Genomic DNA, 18,507 nt, shown 5'->3' with positions numbered 1-18,507 from the left:
ATGTGCTCATTTTACTCTCTCGGTATTTAACGTTATTGGCCCAACTGTTCGAAATAAAGTGCAGTCGAAATACAGTGGAGCCTTGAATGCGTTGTTACGGACATCTATCCGTATAAGTGGATTTAAACTAACCGCTTTTAAGAGTCTTTGCAACAGCCAATTTGAATTAAATGAGAATATTTATGCGTTTTTGTGAAAAGGTAGAGGGTTGTCGCTAAATAAAGCGATTGAACATATTTGTTGAGGGATTGTTGAACGTGGACGGAAATGTGTTGGAAAGTCGTGCAGGGGATTCGTAACTTGAGTTGTGCATTGTGTTGTGAGTTGTGAGGCGTTGGCTGATATCCATTCACTCAGGCTTGCCATGGCATTTACTCACTAGCTCGGTGAATAGAAACCTAGGGTTTCTAAGTTGTGAAGGAGAGCCATGGTCGTTCTCATGCATCCCTGCATTGCACGACATTCAGGCTTCCTGCCTATCAGATAGAGAACTCGCAGTTAAACAGGGATGTTGTTCCAGTCCGTCCTTGGTGCAGGGCTGCTCCGTCTGATATGAAAGGCTCCACAAATGCCGCGATGGCATGGATGCCAAAAAGCGACCATGGAGCGGACGGTCGTCTCTCCAATCCCCATGGCCCACCTTTTTTAGCATTAGCATAAACTGTAGGTTTTAAGGAGACACGCAGCACGCTTTGGGACAAAAACTTGTTAGATTCCCAACTCTAATTTTTGAGTTTCGGATTAAAATTTCTATGGGTTTAACGCCCGACGCAGAGGGCCATTTGTAGCGCCGAAGGAGCGAAAAATGGGGCCGCCTACCGCCGTTTGTTAAGCATTGACCACCCATGCGTTGTTGTGTTGGAAATAGTCGAAAAGAAATACCGCTTGTTCCAAGCCAAATGTAAAGTGCTTTAATTCTTTGAACTGCATTCGTTCGCTAAACTCTACGCCCAGGCCACTTATCAAGGCTTGGTTAGCCAATAATTCGTGGGCGGCGTGGTTTCGGTCTTTGACCACTTGTTTTAGGAGTTCTGTGTAATCCGCTCGTAACCCAACAGATTCTAGCTTTGCTCGCGCTTGACCAAGTGTGAGTTTTTCCGTTTCTTCTTCAGATATTGCAAACTTTTCTTCGAGGAGCTTTTTTAAGGCAAACTCTAGGATCTGCGCTGTACCAAGGTAAATAGAAAAGCATTCTAGGAAGGACTTTTCTTCGTACTTCTCCATTCTCCTGAACATTTCATTTTGCACATCATCGTCTGATAATTCTTCTTTATCGTAAATCGAAGTCATTGCGCTTCCTTGAATGCCTAACGTCTTAGTATTTATGCGCTGCGATGTTTGCGGGGCATAAATCGCTTGTTCACTAAATCTCAAATATGGCCGCTGCCACATCCATGTCAATTGGTATAAATGATGCTATAGGAATTTGCTTTTTTACGGTAGCGGTTTTTTATACAGTTTGATGGGTAATCACTTGATATCGTTTTATCTTTCTCATTTTTCGCGCTTATTTTTTGCTGATGAATCGCTATCTAACGACTCAAAACTCTAAGGAATACACCTCCCCTCGGAGTTGCCGCAGGGCGAATAGACAAATTGCGTGAGTTCGGTCATGGATGACCGACTAGCTTTCGCAGGTGCAGGGACGCATCCTTCGGAAGCGATAGCAAATTTGTCAATGAGCACAAGGGGCTCTCAACTCCGTTGGGGGCGTCTTGGAGCATCCAAGGAGGATAGGACGAGCAGTCCTCCTTGGTCGGGTGTGGGGTGAAGCCCCACGACTTTGATTTTGATTAAAGCATTCAAAATACGAAACACACTTTGAGGCAATAGCTTTTTAGCTAAACGAGCAGCTAGAGGGGTAGGTAAGATTGGCATTGTTGCACCAGTGACCTTCTAAAACAGATACGTGTTAGTAGAGAACTCTGTGGTACTTCTTATTAAATAAAGGGGCGGTGTGTCACTGGGGAAGCAATGGCAATTAATGCGTAATGTGCGTAGCTCAACTGTCTTGTTTTGGGTGCTTTGTATCAAAACTGACATACCCATAATGAATGGATTTAATGTCGTCTCTTGAATGGCGCGAGGGAAAGAACCCGCGAAATTAACCTTGCTAACTTGTAGTCTGAACTCAAATCAGCATAATGCTTCGAGCAGTTAAGCTTAACACTATTGTTTACGGCAGCGGTATGCGGTACTAACCATTGTGTGTGCTTATAAAGTATCACAGTGCACTCGCTCAGTAATTTATTGTGTGGACTTGCAGTACTGTTTTCACTGATGTTCCTAACACCTTTATATAGGATTTATTCTCCCTTTGACTCGTTCCCGCCAACCGACATCAAAGCACGGTTTATCTAAAGAAACAGTGGCTAAGCCAACTGCCTCAAAAGGCACAGCAGCGGTGAGTCGACTCGCGGCCGAAGTGCAGCGTGCATTTTTGCCCGATGGAGTATTGTCTAAACATATTCAAGGGTTTAGTGCACGTCAAAGCCAAATCCAAATGGCGCAGTGGGTGAGTGAGGCTATGTCCACTCAAGGTGATCTGGTGATCGAGGCGGGCACTGGGGTAGGTAAAACCTTTGCGTATTTGATCCCCGCGATATTGAGCGGCAAGCAAGTTATCGTTAGTACGGGTAGTAAAAACCTGCAAGAACAGTTGTTTTTTAAAGACTTACCCGCGCTGGTCACTATGTTGGGGATTGAGCCCAAACTGGCGCTGCTGAAGGGGCGCAATAACTATCTGTGCCAGTGGCGACTCGATAAGCAAATGAGTGAGGCGACACAGATTGATGCGCGCCTGTTGGATGATTTGTTGAAAATCAATCAGTGGGCGGGGATCAGTAAAGATGGCGATATTGGCGGTTTAACCTCTGTGCCGGAGAATTCATCGGCGCTGCCGCTCGTGGTCAGCACTAAGGAAAGCTGTATTGGTAAGCGCTGCGATTTTTACGATGCCTGTTTTACCCGCAAAGCGCGCAGCCGGGCTATGGATGCCAAAATTATCGTGGTGAACCACCATTTGTTTTTCGCCGATAGCGCTCTAAAAGACACGGGCTTTGCCGAGTTATTGCCCGATCCCGATGTGGTGATTTTCGATGAAGCGCATTTATTACCCGATATTTGCGTTAATTATTTTGGCCAACAATGCTCGAGTCGCACTATTGATGATTTTATTCAAAAGTTATTGGTTATTTATCAAACTGAGCTCAGTGACACGGGGCAAATTGCTCAGTTTTGCCAGCGTTGTCTCGCTAAATTAAGTGATTGGCATAATCAGCTCTATTCCAGCGGTGAATCCGATTGGCGACGGGTGTTGGGAAATAAAGCCATAGTGCTTGCCTCTTGGGATTTGTTGACTGAATTAACCGCGCTGCAAAATTTATTACTGGCCCATATTGGCCGCAGTGAATTATTGGATGATATTGCCATTAAGCTTACCGAACTCAATAGTAAGCTGAGTGTGTTTTTTAGCTGTGATAATCATCAGGCGGCCTACAGTATCGAATTTGGTAGTCGCTTTGTAGGGCTGCGAATTTCGCCCATTAATATTGCCCGAGAGTGCCAACAATTATTTGTGCCTGAAACCAGTTGGATATTTACCTCGGCAACCCTGCAGGTTAATCGTAGCTTGGAGCACTTTGCCAGAGAGATGGGCATAATCAATGCGCGGCAAGGTATTTTAGACAGTCCCTTCGATTATCCCCGTCAGGCAGTATTTTGTGTGCCCAGACAACTGGGTAGCGTGACCAATCAACAGCAGGCTTTAAAACAACTGGTGGATGTGTGCGTGCAAGCGATAGATGCGGCCCAGGGGCGCACTTTTATTTTATTCACTAGTCACCATATGCTCGAACAAACGGCGTTGGCGCTGCGAACCCGGACTCAATATCCGCTGTTGGTGCAAGGGCAGGCGGGTAAACAGAGTTTGCTGACTAAGTTTCGTCAACTCGGTAATGCGGTATTGCTCGGTACTAGCAGTTTTTGGGAAGGAGTGGATGTACGCGGAAAACTGTTAAGCTGCGTGATTATCGACAAACTTCCCTTCGTGTCGCCCGATGAGCCTCTGTACCGCGCGAGGGCAGACAACGTGAGCCGTCAGGGATTAGACCCTTTTACTGAAGTGTCGTTACCGCAGGCGATTATTGCGCTAAAACAAGGGGTTGGCCGGCTTATTCGCGATGAAAAAGATCGCGGTGTGCTGATCCTTTGTGATAATCGCATTGTGAATCGCTATTACGGCCAAGCCTTTTTAAACTCACTGCCGCCGATGGCGCGCACCCGCGATTTAGATAAAGCCTTGGCGTTCTTGAGAACAATACCCTGACACTCGTGTTATGGTTTACTTGGGATGCTTAAATTTGTCTTATTTTATGGAATATGAGCGAAGTATTCAGTTGTTAGATATACATTAAGGGGATACAAACGGGGATAAAAATTGCCACCTGTGAGCAATAGATGGCAAACACCCTTGGAGGTGGGTCAAGTGGCATCCTGCCAAATGGGTCCATTCAAAACAAATTATTCTTCGGCTTTTGGCTTTAGATTTTTAGTGAGTTAATGGCATGCTTTGCAGGCATCAGCAGGTGCTTTTTCTTCATGAGCGATATGGCAATTAGTGCATGTTAAAACGCCATCATGCTTAGTATGAGCTTCACCTGCGAGTGTTTTCATTTCGCCATGGCATGATACACATTGCTCATTTTCAAAAACATAATCCGCAGAAGGTGTTTTATCCTTATGGCATGATTCACAGTCTGATCTTTCAGAATGGCTGTCGGCAAGTGATGCCGCCATTAAACTAGTAGAGAAACACAGTGCACACATTAGCATCATCTTTTTAAGCATGTTATTTTCCTTCTTTTATTGTGGGTTAAATCATCATTCTCAAGCCAGCAAATAAGCTCTTATCCGATAATAAAGAGCTAGTGGCGCAATATAGGTAATGCGCAATTATTGCTTTTTTAAAGGTCTAAATAGTATTTCCCTTGAATCTTACATCGCTGTTTTATTATTAATGTGTACTGAAATATATTAGGGTTTATTAAGCTTAAATTAATAATAATCTAGAGGTTTATACTTAGCTTTGTGAACGTATAATAGATTTTTAAGGTGACAAAACGTTGATCGTTATCAAAGGTGAGGGGATGAATACTTTTTTAGTTTAAAAGTATGATCAAGATTGTGTTGTGTGGTCGATAAATTCAATAATCTAAATCTAACTTTTGAAATTTAGATTTTATTTTAATTTATTTAGGAATTCTAAATTGTAGAAATGAATTAATTAGGGATTAATCTGATGGCGACTCGTTATTTAAGCAACAAGGGTGCTTGGCTCCCTTGTTGCTTAGCACTTCAACGATTAGATTTTTAAACCCACCATCAGTTGGTCCAGTTGTCCCGCGGTGGCTTGCAGTTCATCACAGCCTGAAACCGATTGATTCGCCGATTGTTCAACATCATGGGATTGGTTACGAATTTCCATCAAATTAGTGGCAATTTCGTTGGCAACCGCCGATTGTTCTTCCGCCGAGGTGGCAATTAATACACTCATTTCGAAGACTTTATGACTATGGTGGGCAATATGTTCGAGATCTGTGCCCGTTTGCAGCACATGCTGCTTGCCTTCGCTTGCTTGGCTCACGGTACGCGACATAACTTGCGTCAAGTTACGGGCGCCCAATTGCAGGGCCTCGATCATGGTTTTAATCTCGACCGTTGCGGCTTGCGTGCGGCCCGCAAGGGTTCTCACTTCATCGGCAACTACCGCAAAGCCTCGACCTTGCTCACCGGCGCGCGCCGCTTCAATGGCTGCGTTGAGGGCGAGTAGATTGGTTTGCTGGGAAATGGCATTAATGGTGGAGACCACTTCATCAATTTTACTGGCGTTTTCGTTAAGCACAGCGACTGCATCGGAGGCGTTGGAAATGTCATCCGATAACAGATCTATCGCCTTAACTGTGGTGTCTATATCCTTGGCCCCCGCGCTCACCTGTTGATTGGCTTCTTGGGTTTCGGCGGAGGATTGCTCGGCATTGCGCGCCACTTCTTTAACCGCCGCGGTCATTTCCTCCATGGCGGTCGCTAAAGAATCGAGATGTTGACGTTGGTTTACCGCAAGGGATTGTCCCTGCTGCGCTGTATTTCTAAATGAAGCAACAACTTCCCTAATCTTGCGGGTGGACTCGGCTATTTGCTTCACTAGTGTATGTTGACGTTCGACTAAGGTATCTATGCTGATGGCTAAGATACTGAACTCATCTTTGACTTCGAAGAAGTTTAAACGTCCGGTTAAATCACCGGATGCGGCCCGTTTTAATGCCATGACTGTGGTGTAGAGTGCACCGCCGACAAAGGTCGAAATGTAATAGCTAAATAAAAACAACACGAACAGGAGTGCTGCCATCAGTCCGTAAACCAGCCAATTATCCTTGGCGAGTAGGGCATCAAGCTCCCGCTCATCGATAGGGATGATAGTGATAAGCTCTTGATCATTCACGCTGCTAATGGCCCTTAACGCCTTACCACTAGTCTCGATGCCACCGCCACTGCGGGCAATGGATTGGGCTTTAGCATCGGCGGAGGTGATCGAAACAATACTGATATTACCTTCTAGATCACGTCTTAGCTGGCCTTCGAGTGCCTGACGTTCTTGTTCGGTCGATTTTCCGTAAAGTAGACCCGCCATTTGGTTTATTTTTTGTGATGAGGTTTGTAGTGTGGCTAGATGATTGTCGAGCAGTGTTTGTTGAAACTGGTTATTAAGGAAAACTGAGAATCCCACAATCATTAACATGGGAACTAGGGCTAGAATAGCGAATTTGGTTTTTAAGGTCATGTGGATAAGATATTGATCTATCCAGCGAAATTTAACTTCTTTCATTAGCGCCTCGATAAATTGGGCTGATACCGAATCTATATCGGTCAGTTTGCCATAGACTTTATGTTTTTTGCTTTGTAAGCAATTGCTTGTATTATTTTTATCCAATTGCAGTCTTTTTTGATGCATTTGCTGCAATGTCGGCAAGGTACAATCTCGAGTTTACAGTTTAGTTACATTTGCTGCTAGTGGCGCATAACAGGAAGATCTTGGCGTAAAAAGCATCGGCTGAATCTAGGCATGAACAAAATGCATTCTCCATTCAGGGGTAACACATGAATTTGCATGATAAAAACCCCCAATAAGCCCTAGTAATATGCCGCTCGCTCGCGTAAAATTTCTATCCTTTTATTTCGTTATAGCTAGCAAAGCGTCTGGCATTAACGCCCGATAACCTGAGCACCCAAATAGCCTGAAAGTTTGGCGCCCATAGCACTTGTTTATCAAGCGCGACTATGCAGTGGAAGAGAAAATGCAGCAGTTAACTGAGATCGTAGAACAAGCCTTAGTCATTATTGACCAGGCCAGTGATCTAAAAGCACTGGATGATATCCGTGTCGATTACCTAGGTAAGAAAGGTAAGATCACCGACATGATGAAATTGATGGGTAGCTTAAGCCCTGAAGAAAAGCCCGCCTTTGGCCAAGCGGTCAATGATGCTAAACAGGCGATTCAACAAAAATTAACTGAGCGCATCGATGGTCTGAAGAGTTCGGAACTGGAAGCTAAATTAATCGCCGAAAAGATTGATGTGACTTTGCCAGGCCGTACCCAAGAGATCGGTGGCTTACATCCAGTGACGCGTACCATTGAGCGTGTCGAAACCTTTTTCGGGGAATTAGGGTTCTCGGTAAAGCAGGGGCCTGAAATTGAAGATGATTTCCACAATTTCGATGCACTGAATATCTCTGAGCACCACCCAGCCCGCGCCGATCATGATACCTTTTATTTCAATCCTAAACTGATGCTGCGTACCCAAACCTCGGGCGTGCAAATTCGTACTATGGAAACTGAAAAACCGCCACTGCGCATTATTTCTCCGGGCCGCGTTTATCGTAACGATTACGACCAAACCCACACGCCAATGTTCCACCAAGTGGAAGGTTTGCTCGTGGATGAGCATGTGAACTTCGCCGAACTGAAGGGCATTTTGCATGACTTCCTGCGTAATTTCTTCGAAGAAGATCTGCAGGTGCGTTTCCGTCCTTCTTACTTCCCTTTCACTGAGCCTTCGGCCGAAGTGGATGTGATGGGCAAAAACGGTAAATGGTTAGAAGTGCTAGGTTGCGGCATGGTGCACCCTAATGTGCTGCGCAGTGTTGGCATAGATCCAGAAAAATACTCTGGTTTTGCTTTTGGTATGGGTGTCGAGCGCTTAACTATGTTGCGTTATGGCGTAAACGATCTACGTGCGTTTTTCGAAAACGACCTACGTTTCCTGAAGCAATTTAAATAACGGAGCTGTAATAGCATGAAATTTAGCGAATCTTGGCTTCGTGAATGGGTAAATCCTTCCATCAGCCGTGAAGCATTATCCCACCAGATCACTATGGCTGGCCTTGAAGTCGATGGCGTTGATCCTGTTGCCGCCGATTTTAATGGCGTAGTAGTGGGTGAAGTGGTTGAGTGTGGTCAGCATCCCGATGCCGATAAATTACGCGTGACCAAAGTCAGCGTAGGTACAGGCGAGCTTATCGATATCGTCTGCGGCGCACCAAACTGCCGTCAAGGTCTTAAAGTGGCCGTGGCTATGGTTGGCGCCGTATTACCTGGCGATTTCAAAATCAAGAAAGCCAAGCTGCGTGGCATGCCATCAGAAGGCATGTTGTGTTCATACAGCGAGCTTGGCATTAACGTCGAAAGCGATGGCATTATCGAACTGCCACTCGACGCGCCACTAGGTACAGATTTACGTGAATATCTTAAGCTTGATGATGCGGTAATTGAGGTCGATTTGACTGCTAACCGCGCCGATTGCTTAGGCATGGCAGGCCTTGCCCGTGAAGTAGGCGTGTTAAATCGCCAAGCTGTGGTTGAGCCACAGTGGCAAGCCGTCACACCAACGACAGATGCCAAAGTTACTATTAACGTTAAGGCGCCAGCCGCTTGTCCACGTTACTTAGGCCGTGTGGTTAAAAACGTCAACGTGAAAGCGCCAACGCCTTTATGGATGCAGGAAAAACTGCGCCGTAGCGGCATTCGCTCTATCGATCCTATCGTTGATATTACTAACTTTGTGTTGATTGAATTCGGTCAACCTATGCACGCCTTTGACTTAGCCAAATTATCTGGCGATATCCATGTGCGTTTAGGCACGGGTGATGAGAAGATCACCCTGCTCGATGGCAGCGAAGTGACCATTCCAAACGATACGCTAGTGATTGCCGATGATGCGCGTCCATTAGCCCTTGCTGGCGTGTTTGGCGGTGAGTACTCAGGCGTGAGCGACACCACCCAAGACATACTGCTTGAATGCGCCTTCTTCGCGCCGCTTGCCATTATGGGTAAATCACGTCGTTTAGGCTTGCACACGGATTCATCACACCGCTTTGAGCGTGGTGTTGACCCTGAGATGCAACATAAGGTTATCGACCGTGCGACTCGTTTAGTGCTGGATATCTGTGGCGGTGAAGCGGGCCCAGTGGTGGAAGCTAAATCTGACGCTGACTTACCCAAACCTGCGCAAATTTTATTACGTCGCAGTAAGTTAGATAAAATCCTCGGTCACTACGTGCCCGACAGCGATGTGGCTGAAATCCTCGAGCGTTTAGGTTTTAGCGTAGTTGCAGGTGAGGGGAGTTGGCAGGTCACTACTGCGACCTATCGCTTCGATATGGCGATTGAAGAAGACTTAATCGAAGAAGTGGCGCGTATTTACGGTTATAACAATATCCCGAATACGGCGCCCGTTGCCGCGCTGCGGATGTCAGATCATAAAGAATCTGATTTAAGCCTAAAACGCGTTCGTGCCCTATTAGTTGCCCGCGGCTTCCAAGAAGCGGTTACCTACAGCTTTGTCGATCCCAAACTGCAAAACCTGGTGCATCCAGGTGAGCAGGCTATGGTATTACCAAACCCCATTTCCAGCGAAATGTCGGCTATGCGTTTGTCGATGTTCACCGGATTATTGACTGCCGTTGGTTACAACCAAAGTCGTCAACAGAGCCGAGTGAGACTTTTTGAAACTGGCCTGCGCTTTGTTCCTGATATCAATGCAGAATCAGGTGTAAGACAGCAAGCTATGCTCGCTTGCGTCATAACTGGGCTCCAAAATGACGAACATTGGGCTATGGAATCGAAAACTGTTGATTTTTTCGACCTTAAAGGTGATTTAGAAGCAATTATCGGCTTGACAGTTTCCGCATCAGAATTTAGCTTTAGAGTAGCGACACATTCTGCTCTCCATCCGGGGCAATGTGCTGAAATATTGAGAAATGATCGAGTGATCGGTCATATAGGTGCAATCCATCCTAGTTTGGAGAAGCCTTTTGGACTCAATGGTAAAACCATCGTTTTTGAGTTGGAATTGGATGCTTTATTGCATACCAGTTTGCCGCTAGCCCAAGCTGTATCTAAGTTTCCAGCTAATCGTCGTGACATTGCTGTAGTAGTAGATGAGAGTGTATCTGCAGGCGATGTAATGAAAGTGATAAGAAAAGTTGGCGAAAATCAGTTGGTTGGCATAAACTTGTTCGATGTATACTTAGGTAAAGGTGTTGAGCCTGGCAAAAAGAGCCTAGCGATAGCACTTACATTACAAGACACTACTCGTACACTTGAGGAAAAAGAGATTGCTGATACCGTTGGTTCAGTTGTTTCCGCCCTTAAGGCCGAGTTCAACGCATCGTTGAGGGATTAAAGTATGGCACTTACCAAGGCCGAAATGGCAGAACATCTTTTTGAAACACTGGGAATGAACAAGCGTGTCGCCAAAGAGATGGTTGAGTCGTTCTTTGAAGAGATTCGAGGCGCACTTGAAAGTGGTGAGCAGGTCAAGTTATCTGGCTTTGGCAACTTTGACCTTAGGGACAAGAATCAAAGACCGGGAAGGAACCCAAAAACAGGCGAAGATATCCCTATTTCTGCTCGCCGTGTCGTGACATTCCGTCCCGGCCAGAAGCTGAAAACCCGCGTAGAAGCTTCAAACACGGGTAAGTAATTTCGTTTGTTTGATGGGAAAGCCACTCCTTTGGGAGTGGCTTTCCTGTTTATTTTTTCGTGCAATATCTTCATTATCTTTATCCACTGTCTGAGGTGAATTCTTTGTCAAGACAGCCCAAACATTTCGACCGTCGTTTTAAACTCGCCCTATTACACCCTCAATACTGGGCCACTTGGTTGGCGATTGGTCTATTAGTGATTTTCGGACTCATGCCCGCATGGCTGCGTGATCCCATTGCCAGATTATTGGCAAGATTAGTGCTCCCGATTGCGAAAAAACCCATAGGGATTGCGAGAGCGAATTTGAAGGCCTGTTTCCCTGAAAAATCCACCGCCGAGATCGAAGCGTTAATCCGCGACAACGTACAAAACTTTGTCTTAGTGCTGTTGGCCCAAGGCGAGTTATTAGTGCGCTCGAAAGCGCATTTGCGCCGCAGGGTGAATCTTATCGGTTTTGAACATGTGAAAGCGGCTCAAGCGGCGGGCCAACCGGTGATTTTTATTATGCCCCATGTCTGGCCTATCGATTATGCCGGCTTACGCCTTAACCTCGAGTTACCTATGGTGACTATGGCTAAGGCCCATAAAAATGGATTATTCAATTGGTTTAGCAATCGAGTGCGCAGTAGCTGCGGTGGTTATGTGTATATGCGCGAGGCGGGTATTCGAGCGTTATTGGCCGAGCTTAAGCGTAATAACAGTTTCTTTTATCTGCCCGATGAAGATTTAGGCCCAGAGCAAAGCGTATTTGCGCCATTTTTAGGCACAGTGAAGGCGACGCTCCCGGTCGTTGGGCGTTTAGCTCAGGCGGGTAATGCCCAAGTGCTGCCGGTGAAGATTGGTTACAACCAAGGGACACGGCAATTTGATCTCACTGTGATGGCGGCGGTTGCGCCGGAAGATATGGTGGGTAAAGAAAACGAGGCGTTGGCACTGAACAAAGTGGTTGAGCAAGTTATCTTAGCTTACCCAGAGCAGTATATGTGGTTTCTACGCGTTCTCAAGACGCGCCCAGAGGGTGAAACCTCTATCTACCGTTAGATGATGAGCTAGCCCGCTGATTGTGGCTTAAAATGGCTTTGAACGTGAATGGCATTGAATACAGATGGCTTTGAACACTGAGTGCTCAAAGCCATTTTTGTTTTGAGGAGTTTTCTTATTTGAGGCGCGTTTTTAAGGAGAGCGTGCTTTATCGATAGCACTGCTGTTAGTCAGCTTTCGTTAGCAATCTAGGTAGCGAATGATTAATCCTCTTCTTGTTCCATTTCAAGTTGCATCAGTAGCATATCTTCGCCGTCGAGCACCCGAGTGCGATAGCTTTGACATGCAGGGCAAACGACGGTGCGCTCACTCAGCACGGACTCGCTCTGGCAGTCTTGGCAAAGTATCACTAAGGGCTGAATTTGCATATTGAGCACAGCGTCCCTGCATATGCCATCGAGTTTAAAGGTATCGAAGGCGGTTTGTAACAGTGACGGCTCAACCCCGCTCATGACCCCAAGTTTAATCTCTACGCGGGTGATTTTGTTGGCTTGATTGGCCCTTGCATGTTGCTCGCATTGTTCAATCAAGGCACTGACAATAGAATATTCGTGCATTAACAAATCCTTGGCAGCAATTCACCCTGGGGTAGGTCGAGGTAGCGAGTGGTATTCCAAGGGGTTTTTAACACCACTTTCCCCGCTAATTTGTCCTCCACAGTGCCAATAATGGCTGCATTCTCACAGCGGCCAAAGCGTTGCATGATTTCTAAGGCACCTAAGGCGATGTCGCTTGGGACGGCTAAGATAAAGGTGCCTTCATTGGCTAAATCCATAGGTTCAAAGCCATAGAGTTCGCACAGACCTTTGACTTCATCGCTGACGGGAATGCTAGCCTCATTGACTGTGATGCCCACATTAGATGCAACTGCCCATTCGTTGAGCACAGCCGATAAGCCTCCACGGGTGGCATCACGCATCGCATGGATGGGAATATTGGCGGCGATCAATTGCTCGACCACGGGCCAGAGCGTCGCGCAATCACTTTGAAGGTTTGATTCTAAGGTTAATCCTTCACGGGCCATTAGAATGGCCGCGCCGTGGCAGCCAATATCGCGGGAAACAATAATGGCATCACCCGAAGCGACATTCGCCGCCGAAATATTGGGGCGCAAGATACGACCAATGCCTGAGGTATTGATAAATAAGCCATCGGCACACCCCTTAGGGACGACTTTAGTGTCGCCGCAGACAATCCGCGCACCACAGTGGGCTAACTCCTTGGCCATGCTGCGAACGATCGTCGTTAAGTCATTGATAGAAAAACCTTCTTCTATGATCACGCTGCAACTTAAATACTGAGGTTCAGCCCCCATCATGGCGAGATCGTTGACAGTGCCTGCAATCGCTAACTTGCCAATATCGCCGCCGGCAAAAAACAGCGGTGAGACAGTAAAGGAATCTGTGGTAAAAGCGGTTGAACCGTGGAGATCTAGCTTAGCGGCATCTTCCTCGCTGCGCAGAATAGGGTTATCAAATTCGGCAAAAAACAGCTCACGGATCAGTTTATTCATCTCTTTACCGCCACCGCCGTGGCTGAGTTGGATGGATTTATCTTTTGGGGAATCAGCCATGGTGTGGCTCCTTGATATCGACGCCTTGATAGCGGTAATAGGCATTGCAGGCTCCCTCGGAACTAACCATGCAGCTACCTAGGGGGGTTTCGGGATTGCAGCCACGGCCGAAGACTTTGCAATCCTTAGGTTTTGCCAGTCCGCGGAGAATATCGCCGCATTGGCAGGCCTTATGATCATCGATTTCTTTGACGGGCAAACAGTCTTTAAAACGCAGCTCGGCATCCCTATGGGCATATTCGGGCTTGATCTGCAGCGCTGAATTTGGGATAGGCCCTAGGCCGCGCCAGCGAAATTGGGGCCTGATTTGAAAGACTTGATTGACTTTGGCCTGTGCGGTGAGGTTTCCCTCCTCCGATACGGCGCGGCTGTATTGGATATCAAGCTCGGCTTTGCCTGCGGCTTTTTGGCGCACAATACGCAGGATGGATTCCATCACATCCACGGGTTCAAAGCCTGCTACGACCACTGGTGTGCCGTACTGCTCAACGGCGGGGCGGTAAATTTTCGCGCCGCTGATCACACTGACATGGGCGGGGCCGATAAAGGCATTGACCCTAGCATTGGGGTCGTGCATCACGGCATCCATTGCAGGCGGCACTAATACATGATTGATATGAAAGAATAAGTTATCGAGTTTCTGCTGCTCGGCAAGCAATAACAAAATCGCTGTCATTGGGGTTGATGTTTCAAAACCTATGGCGAAAAACACCACGGTTTTATCGGGATTGTCGCGGGCAGTTTTTAAGGTATCGAGGGGATCGTAGATGGGCCGTATATCACAACCCTGGGCCCTAAAACTGGCAAGCGAACCCTTAGAGCCGGGGACGCGGATCATATCGCCTAGCGTCACTAAGATCACATTGGCCTGGGAGGCTAATGCCGCCGCTTGGTCGATGCGCTCTTTAGGCATAATGCACACAGGGCAACCGGGGCCATGGATAAACTCGATATTATCCGGCAGTAAATCCAACAGGCCGTATTTCATGATGGTGTGGGTGTGGCCACCACACACCTCCATAATATTTATCTGTCCTTTGACCAATTTAGCCGTTTGTTGAATATCTTGGGCCAAAGTCGCGATAGTTTGGGGGTCGCGAAAGCCTTGATAGAGGTGTTTTAGTTCGAGCATGCTCTTTCCTTGGTGCACTTTATTGGGTGCACGCCTTTCCTAATCCATAGGGTACTATTAAGTATCAGTGCACCATTTCGCTTTCGAGCTTTGTGACTATTTCTTGGTATAGCTCAAGGCTTTGTTTGGCATCTTCTTTATCGATTTTGTTCATCACAAAGCCAATATGAATAAGCACATAGTCACCAATTTCAAGGGGTTCTGTCATTAAATGGCTGCTGACATCGCGGCGAACCCCTAAGGTATCGACGGTGACACTCTGACGCTCGGCATCAATGGCCACGACTTGGGATGGAATGGATAAGCACATTATTGCGGCTCTCCCACAGATGTTTGGCGGATATTGTCCTTAAGCCACTGGGCAACGGCCCGCATTGAATCGCCATCTTTAATTGAGACTTCAATGATTTGGGTAGCTGGGTTGAGTTTTTTAAGCTGGGTCTTGGCTTCGTCAAGCTTGAAATCAAAGTAGGGCAATAGATCGCACTTAGTGATAAAAACTACATCGGCGCGGCGGAACATTACCGGATATTTTTCAATCTTATCATCGCCTTCTGGCACCGACAGCAACACGATATTTTTATGGGTGCCGACATCGTAGCTCGCAGGGCAGACTAAGTTACCGACGTTTTCCACAAAACAGATATCTAGGCCTTCGAGGGGCAGATGGTGCAGGGCGCCGTGGACCATAAAAGCGTCGAGGTGACAGGCGCTGCCCGTTTGAATTTGATAGGCCTTAATCCCTTTAGCGATTAAGCGGTCGGCATCGCGGGAGGTTTCTAAATCCCCCTCAATCACCGCATAGCTGAGCTCTGTATATTCTTTGAGATGTTCTAAAAGTGTGGTTTTGCCACTGCCAGGGCTACTCATTAAGTTAAAGGCGGTAATATTGTGCGCCTCAAAATGGGCGCGGTTGTGGCCTGCCTCGACATCGTTCTTATCTAAAATTTTATGGATCACAGATAAGGTTTTTTTGTCGTTTAACTGGGGATTGGTGTGTAATTCTTGGTGGGAATGGCCATGGTGGTGGCTATTCTCGTGTGCGTGCGCGCCGTGGTGATCATGGTCGTGGCGGGTAAGGGAGCAGCCGCAGTCTTTACACATAATTTATCTCTCCTTGTCGAGGCCTGTGTTACCTGACACTGTTATTGCTTAGGTTGAAAACCGAGCGTTTATTTGGTTAAGCTAATGTTAAGTGTGATACAAATCCGGCCATGATTCTTTGATGTTCGTCAGGTTTATAGAGATAAAATGCAGGATGAATATCAAGGCCATTCAGCGAGTTTGATGTATTCCATACCAGAGTTGCCCAAGGGCAATACCGCCGTCATTGATTGGGATGTATTTACTGGATAATACCTTGTTACCTTGGGTGTTTAGTTTGCTTATGCAGTATTCCAGTAGGTATTTATTTTGAAATACACCACCGCAGAGCACGGTAGGCAGCTGTTTGTACTTAGCGGCATAGTCACAGAGTGAATCGCCTAATGTGTGCAGGAAGGCGCGGGCGATAGCATAGCGTCTATGGTCTGTGAGTGGCTGCGCCGTTATCAATTCAACGAGTTGCTTGAACATATCACTGCTACACCACTGATCGGCCTTAAGCGGTAAGTTGAGCTTAATCGTCTCGAGGGATAAGGCGTCGGCGCGATTGGCCGCGGCCTCTATTGCCATGCCAGCTTGGCCTTCAAACAGCGTGGTTTCGATTAAGCCTAAGGCGCAGGCGAGGGCATCGAACAGTCTTCCGGCCGATGAGCTTTTAAGTGCATTACCGTTTTGCCAGATTTTATATAAGTTCGTTAAGGTATTTTTATTTAACCTATTGATAATAGGTAAGTTCAGCGCGATCACAGCATCGAGGCTCATTTGCTCAAACAATAATGCCAGTAATAACCTCACGGGTTGCTTAATCGCTTGCTCGCCGCCCAGCAGGGCTATGAGCTCAAAGTGCGCCAGCCGTTCGGCCGTATCGAGCGTCGTTAATAGCACTTCGCCGCCCCATAAACTGCCATCGTTCCCAAGGCCTGTGCCATCGAAACTAAAGCCCAAAACGGGATCGCGATATTGGTTTATTGCCATTACACTCAGCACATGGGCATGGTGGTGTTGTAGCGCTAAACACGGGGTTTGCTTGGTGTCTGCCTGCATTTCAGCCCAGCGTGAGGGGGCATAATCTGGGTGTCTATCGTGAATAATAAGTTCTGGCGCAAACTGATACAGCCGGGCAAAGGTGGCTAAGGTGCGTTCAAAATAGTGCTCGGCGCTGACGCTGAACAGATCGCCAATGTGGGGACTTAAAAACACATTGCTGCCAAAACCAAAGGCGACGGCATTTTTTTGCTGTGCCCCCACGGCAAGGAATGACCGCGTGAGTGGCGCATCCAAGGGGAAACTGAGCGGTGCGTAGCCACGGGCAAGACGCAGTACCTGCACCCCTGCCGGTAATGAATGCGGTTCTATAACCTGCACCACACTGTCATCACAACCATTTAGAATGGGCCTGTTATGGTCGACTATGGCATCCACTACATGGCTTAAGTGGCTGATAAGTTCAGCACAATCCGTGATAATCGGCTCCCCCGATACATTGGCGCTGGTGGCGACCAAGGGGCCTTTGAAGAGACTTAACAGCAAATGGTGCAGTGGAGTGTAGGGCAAAAATACCCCGAGTTTATTCAGATTGGGGGCGACTGCTAGGCTAAGATCATGCTCGGCTCGGCTACTCATCAGCACTATGGGACGCTCCTGGGAGCTAAGCACTTGCCATTCAGCGTCTGAGCCTGTGACATAACGTTTGGCCATGTCGATATCGGCCATAATCACCGCCAGTGGCTTAGCTTGGCGCTGTTTGCGCTGGCGCAGTGTGTTGACGGCTTGGGTGTTTCTGGCATCGCAGACTAAGTGAAATCCACCTAGGCCCTTGATCGCTAAAATTTGTCCTTGGTTTAGCCTAGTTGCTGCGGCTTGAAGCACCGCAATATCGGTACTTAAGTCTGTGCCCTTCGGCCTAATGTCCTCGTCTCGAATGCATTTTGTTTGAATACATTGGCCTTGGGGCGTTTTTAAACTGAGTCTGGGGCCACAGACTGGGCAACTGACGGGCTGGGCGTGATAGCGGCGATCCAGTGGATCATGATAGGCCTTAGCGCATTCAGGGCACATCTTAAAGTTCGCCATTGAGGTATTGTGGCGATCATAGGGTAAGGCATTGATGATAGTGTATCTTGGGCCGCAGTTGGTGCAGTTGGTAAAGGCATACCCAAAGTGGCGATTCTTTGGATTATGCATATCCGCTAAACACTCTTGGCAGGTGCTTTTATCCGCCGAAACGGCCACCTGCGCAGTGAGATTATCCTGCCCGCTGGCATCGCTTTGAATGATGTCAAAACCAGTTTCGCCTCGGACTAGGGGCAGTGATGTGTGGATAACATTATCAATTCGTGCCAGTGGCGGCGGTGTGTTTGTTAAGGTCGTTATAAATGCCTGCAGATCGCTTTCGCTACCTTGCAGTTCTATGGTCACGCCGTTGGCATTATTGAGCACTGTGCCTGTGAGTCGATACGCCTTGGCATAGCGATAGACGAAGGGGCGAAATCCCACCCCTTGCACTATGCCGGTGATCTGGAGTTTACAGCGGGCGCTCGCTGTACTATGGGCAAGATCTTCTACTCTCAATTCTCGCTTTGCCTATGTTATCTATAGGGTTATATAAGACATTTC

14 protein-coding genes are annotated in these 18,507 nt (G+C 47.3%); 5 read left to right on the top strand and 9 right to left on the bottom strand.

Annotation, left to right across the window (positions count from 1 at the left end; genetic code table 11):
* Nucleotides 1-828: 828 nt before the first annotated feature.
* Nucleotides 829-1,290 (bottom strand): hypothetical protein, encoded by a 462-nt coding sequence (locus tag MJO46_RS02755; protein ID WP_253988019.1) that lies wholly within the window; start codon nt 1,288-1,290, stop codon nt 829-831.
* 1,027 nt (nt 1,291-2,317) lie between these two features.
* Between MJO46_RS02755 and MJO46_RS02750 the strand changes: the two genes are divergently transcribed.
* Nucleotides 2,318-4,327, top strand: a complete 2,010-nt coding sequence (locus MJO46_RS02750) for an ATP-dependent DNA helicase (RefSeq protein ID WP_253988018.1) — start codon at nt 2,318-2,320, stop codon at nt 4,325-4,327.
* Nucleotides 4,328-4,557: 230 nt separating this feature from the next.
* On the opposite strand, the gene MJO46_RS02745 is transcribed toward MJO46_RS02750, so the two are convergent.
* Both MJO46_RS02745 and MJO46_RS02740 read right to left on the bottom strand, forming a co-directional pair.
* Nucleotides 4,558-4,848 carry a cytochrome c3 family protein gene (locus MJO46_RS02745; protein ID WP_037417920.1) on the bottom strand — a complete coding sequence of 97 codons (291 nt, stop codon included), beginning with the start codon at nt 4,846-4,848 and terminating at the stop codon, nt 4,558-4,560.
* Nucleotides 4,849-5,362: 514 nt separating this feature from the next.
* Entirely contained in the window at nt 5,363-6,883 is a 1,521-nt protein-coding gene (locus MJO46_RS02740; RefSeq protein ID WP_253988036.1) for a methyl-accepting chemotaxis protein, read from the bottom strand.
* 469 nt (nt 6,884-7,352) lie between these two features.
* On the opposite strand from MJO46_RS02740, the gene pheS reads away from it, so the two are divergent.
* The 4 genes from pheS to lpxM all read left to right on the top strand — a co-directional run bounded on the left by pheS (nt 7,353) and on the right by lpxM (nt 12,082).
* Entirely contained in the window at nt 7,353-8,336 is a 984-nt protein-coding gene (pheS, locus tag MJO46_RS02735) for a phenylalanine--tRNA ligase subunit alpha (RefSeq protein ID WP_253988017.1), read from the top strand.
* A 15-nt stretch (nt 8,337-8,351) separates the two neighbouring features.
* Nucleotides 8,352-10,739 carry a phenylalanine--tRNA ligase subunit beta gene (pheT, locus tag MJO46_RS02730; RefSeq protein ID WP_253988016.1) on the top strand — a complete coding sequence of 796 codons (2,388 nt, stop codon included), beginning with the start codon at nt 8,352-8,354 and terminating at the stop codon, nt 10,737-10,739.
* A 3-nt stretch (nt 10,740-10,742) separates the two neighbouring features.
* Complete coding sequence (ihfA, locus tag MJO46_RS02725) at nt 10,743-11,039, top strand: integration host factor subunit alpha (protein ID WP_253988015.1); 297 nt, start codon at nt 10,743-10,745, stop codon at nt 11,037-11,039.
* Between the two features lie 104 nt (nt 11,040-11,143).
* Nucleotides 11,144-12,082, top strand: coding sequence for a lauroyl-Kdo(2)-lipid IV(A) myristoyltransferase (gene lpxM, locus MJO46_RS02720; protein WP_253988014.1), 939 nt, complete (start codon nt 11,144-11,146; stop codon nt 12,080-12,082).
* A gap of 203 nt (nt 12,083-12,285) precedes the next feature.
* On the opposite strand, the gene hypA is transcribed toward lpxM, so the two are convergent.
* The 6 genes from hypA to hypF form a co-directional block, all read right to left on the bottom strand.
* Nucleotides 12,286-12,639, bottom strand: a complete 354-nt coding sequence (gene hypA / locus MJO46_RS02715) for a hydrogenase/urease nickel incorporation protein HypA (protein WP_253988013.1) — start codon at nt 12,637-12,639, stop codon at nt 12,286-12,288.
* Nucleotides 12,639-13,655, bottom strand: a complete 1,017-nt coding sequence (gene hypE, locus MJO46_RS02710; protein WP_253988012.1) for a hydrogenase expression/formation protein HypE — start codon at nt 13,653-13,655, stop codon at nt 12,639-12,641. Before hypE ends, hypA begins: the two co-directional genes overlap by 1 nt.
* On the bottom strand, nt 13,648-14,787 hold the full coding sequence (gene hypD / locus MJO46_RS02705) for a hydrogenase formation protein HypD (protein ID WP_253988011.1): 1,140 nt from the start codon (nt 14,785-14,787) through the stop codon (nt 13,648-13,650). Before hypD ends, hypE begins: the two co-directional genes overlap by 8 nt.
* A 64-nt stretch (nt 14,788-14,851) precedes the next feature.
* On the bottom strand, nt 14,852-15,097 hold the full coding sequence (locus MJO46_RS02700) for a HypC/HybG/HupF family hydrogenase formation chaperone (protein ID WP_198780117.1): 246 nt from the start codon (nt 15,095-15,097) through the stop codon (nt 14,852-14,854).
* Nucleotides 15,097-15,891: a hydrogenase nickel incorporation protein HypB gene (hypB, locus tag MJO46_RS02695; RefSeq protein WP_253988010.1), complete on the bottom strand. Its 795-nt coding sequence runs from the start codon at nt 15,889-15,891 to the stop codon at nt 15,097-15,099. The genes MJO46_RS02700 and hypB overlap by 1 nt, the downstream gene beginning before the upstream one ends.
* Before the next feature lie 171 nt (nt 15,892-16,062).
* Nucleotides 16,063-18,462 carry a carbamoyltransferase HypF gene (hypF, locus tag MJO46_RS02690; RefSeq protein WP_253988009.1) on the bottom strand — a complete coding sequence of 800 codons (2,400 nt, stop codon included), beginning with the start codon at nt 18,460-18,462 and terminating at the stop codon, nt 16,063-16,065.
* Nucleotides 18,463-18,507 lie beyond the last annotated feature (45 nt).

Source organism: Shewanella sp. KJ2020 (assembly GCF_024197625.1).
In the GTDB taxonomy this organism is placed as follows: Bacteria; Pseudomonadota; Gammaproteobacteria; order Enterobacterales; family Shewanellaceae; genus Shewanella.
The sequence above is the reverse complement of the archived record's forward strand: the minus strand, read 5'-3'. Positions and strand labels throughout refer to the sequence as shown.

Excerpts from the sequence above, each read along its gene's own strand:
- MJO46_RS02755 (WP_253988019.1), bottom strand. The coding sequence starts at position 1,290 with ATGACTTCGATTTACGATAAAGAAGAATTATCAGACGATGATGTGCAA.
- MJO46_RS02745 (WP_037417920.1), bottom strand. The coding sequence starts at position 4,848 with ATGCTTAAAAAGATGATGCTAATGTGTGCACTGTGTTTCTCTACTAGT.
- MJO46_RS02740 (WP_253988036.1), bottom strand. The coding sequence starts at position 6,883 with ATGAAAGAAGTTAAATTTCGCTGGATAGATCAATATCTTATCCACATG.
- pheS (WP_253988017.1), top strand. The coding sequence starts at position 7,353 with ATGCAGCAGTTAACTGAGATCGTAGAACAAGCCTTAGTCATTATTGAC.
- pheT (WP_253988016.1), top strand. The coding sequence starts at position 8,352 with ATGAAATTTAGCGAATCTTGGCTTCGTGAATGGGTAAATCCTTCCATC.
- ihfA (WP_253988015.1), top strand. The coding sequence starts at position 10,743 with ATGGCACTTACCAAGGCCGAAATGGCAGAACATCTTTTTGAAACACTG.
- hypA (WP_253988013.1), bottom strand. The coding sequence starts at position 12,639 with ATGCACGAATATTCTATTGTCAGTGCCTTGATTGAACAATGCGAGCAA.
- hypE (WP_253988012.1), bottom strand. The coding sequence starts at position 13,655 with ATGGCTGATTCCCCAAAAGATAAATCCATCCAACTCAGCCACGGCGGT.
- hypD (WP_253988011.1), bottom strand. The coding sequence starts at position 14,787 with ATGCTCGAACTAAAACACCTCTATCAAGGCTTTCGCGACCCCCAAACT.
- MJO46_RS02700 (WP_198780117.1), bottom strand. The coding sequence starts at position 15,097 with ATGTGCTTATCCATTCCATCCCAAGTCGTGGCCATTGATGCCGAGCGT.
- hypB (WP_253988010.1), bottom strand. The coding sequence starts at position 15,891 with ATGTGTAAAGACTGCGGCTGCTCCCTTACCCGCCACGACCATGATCAC.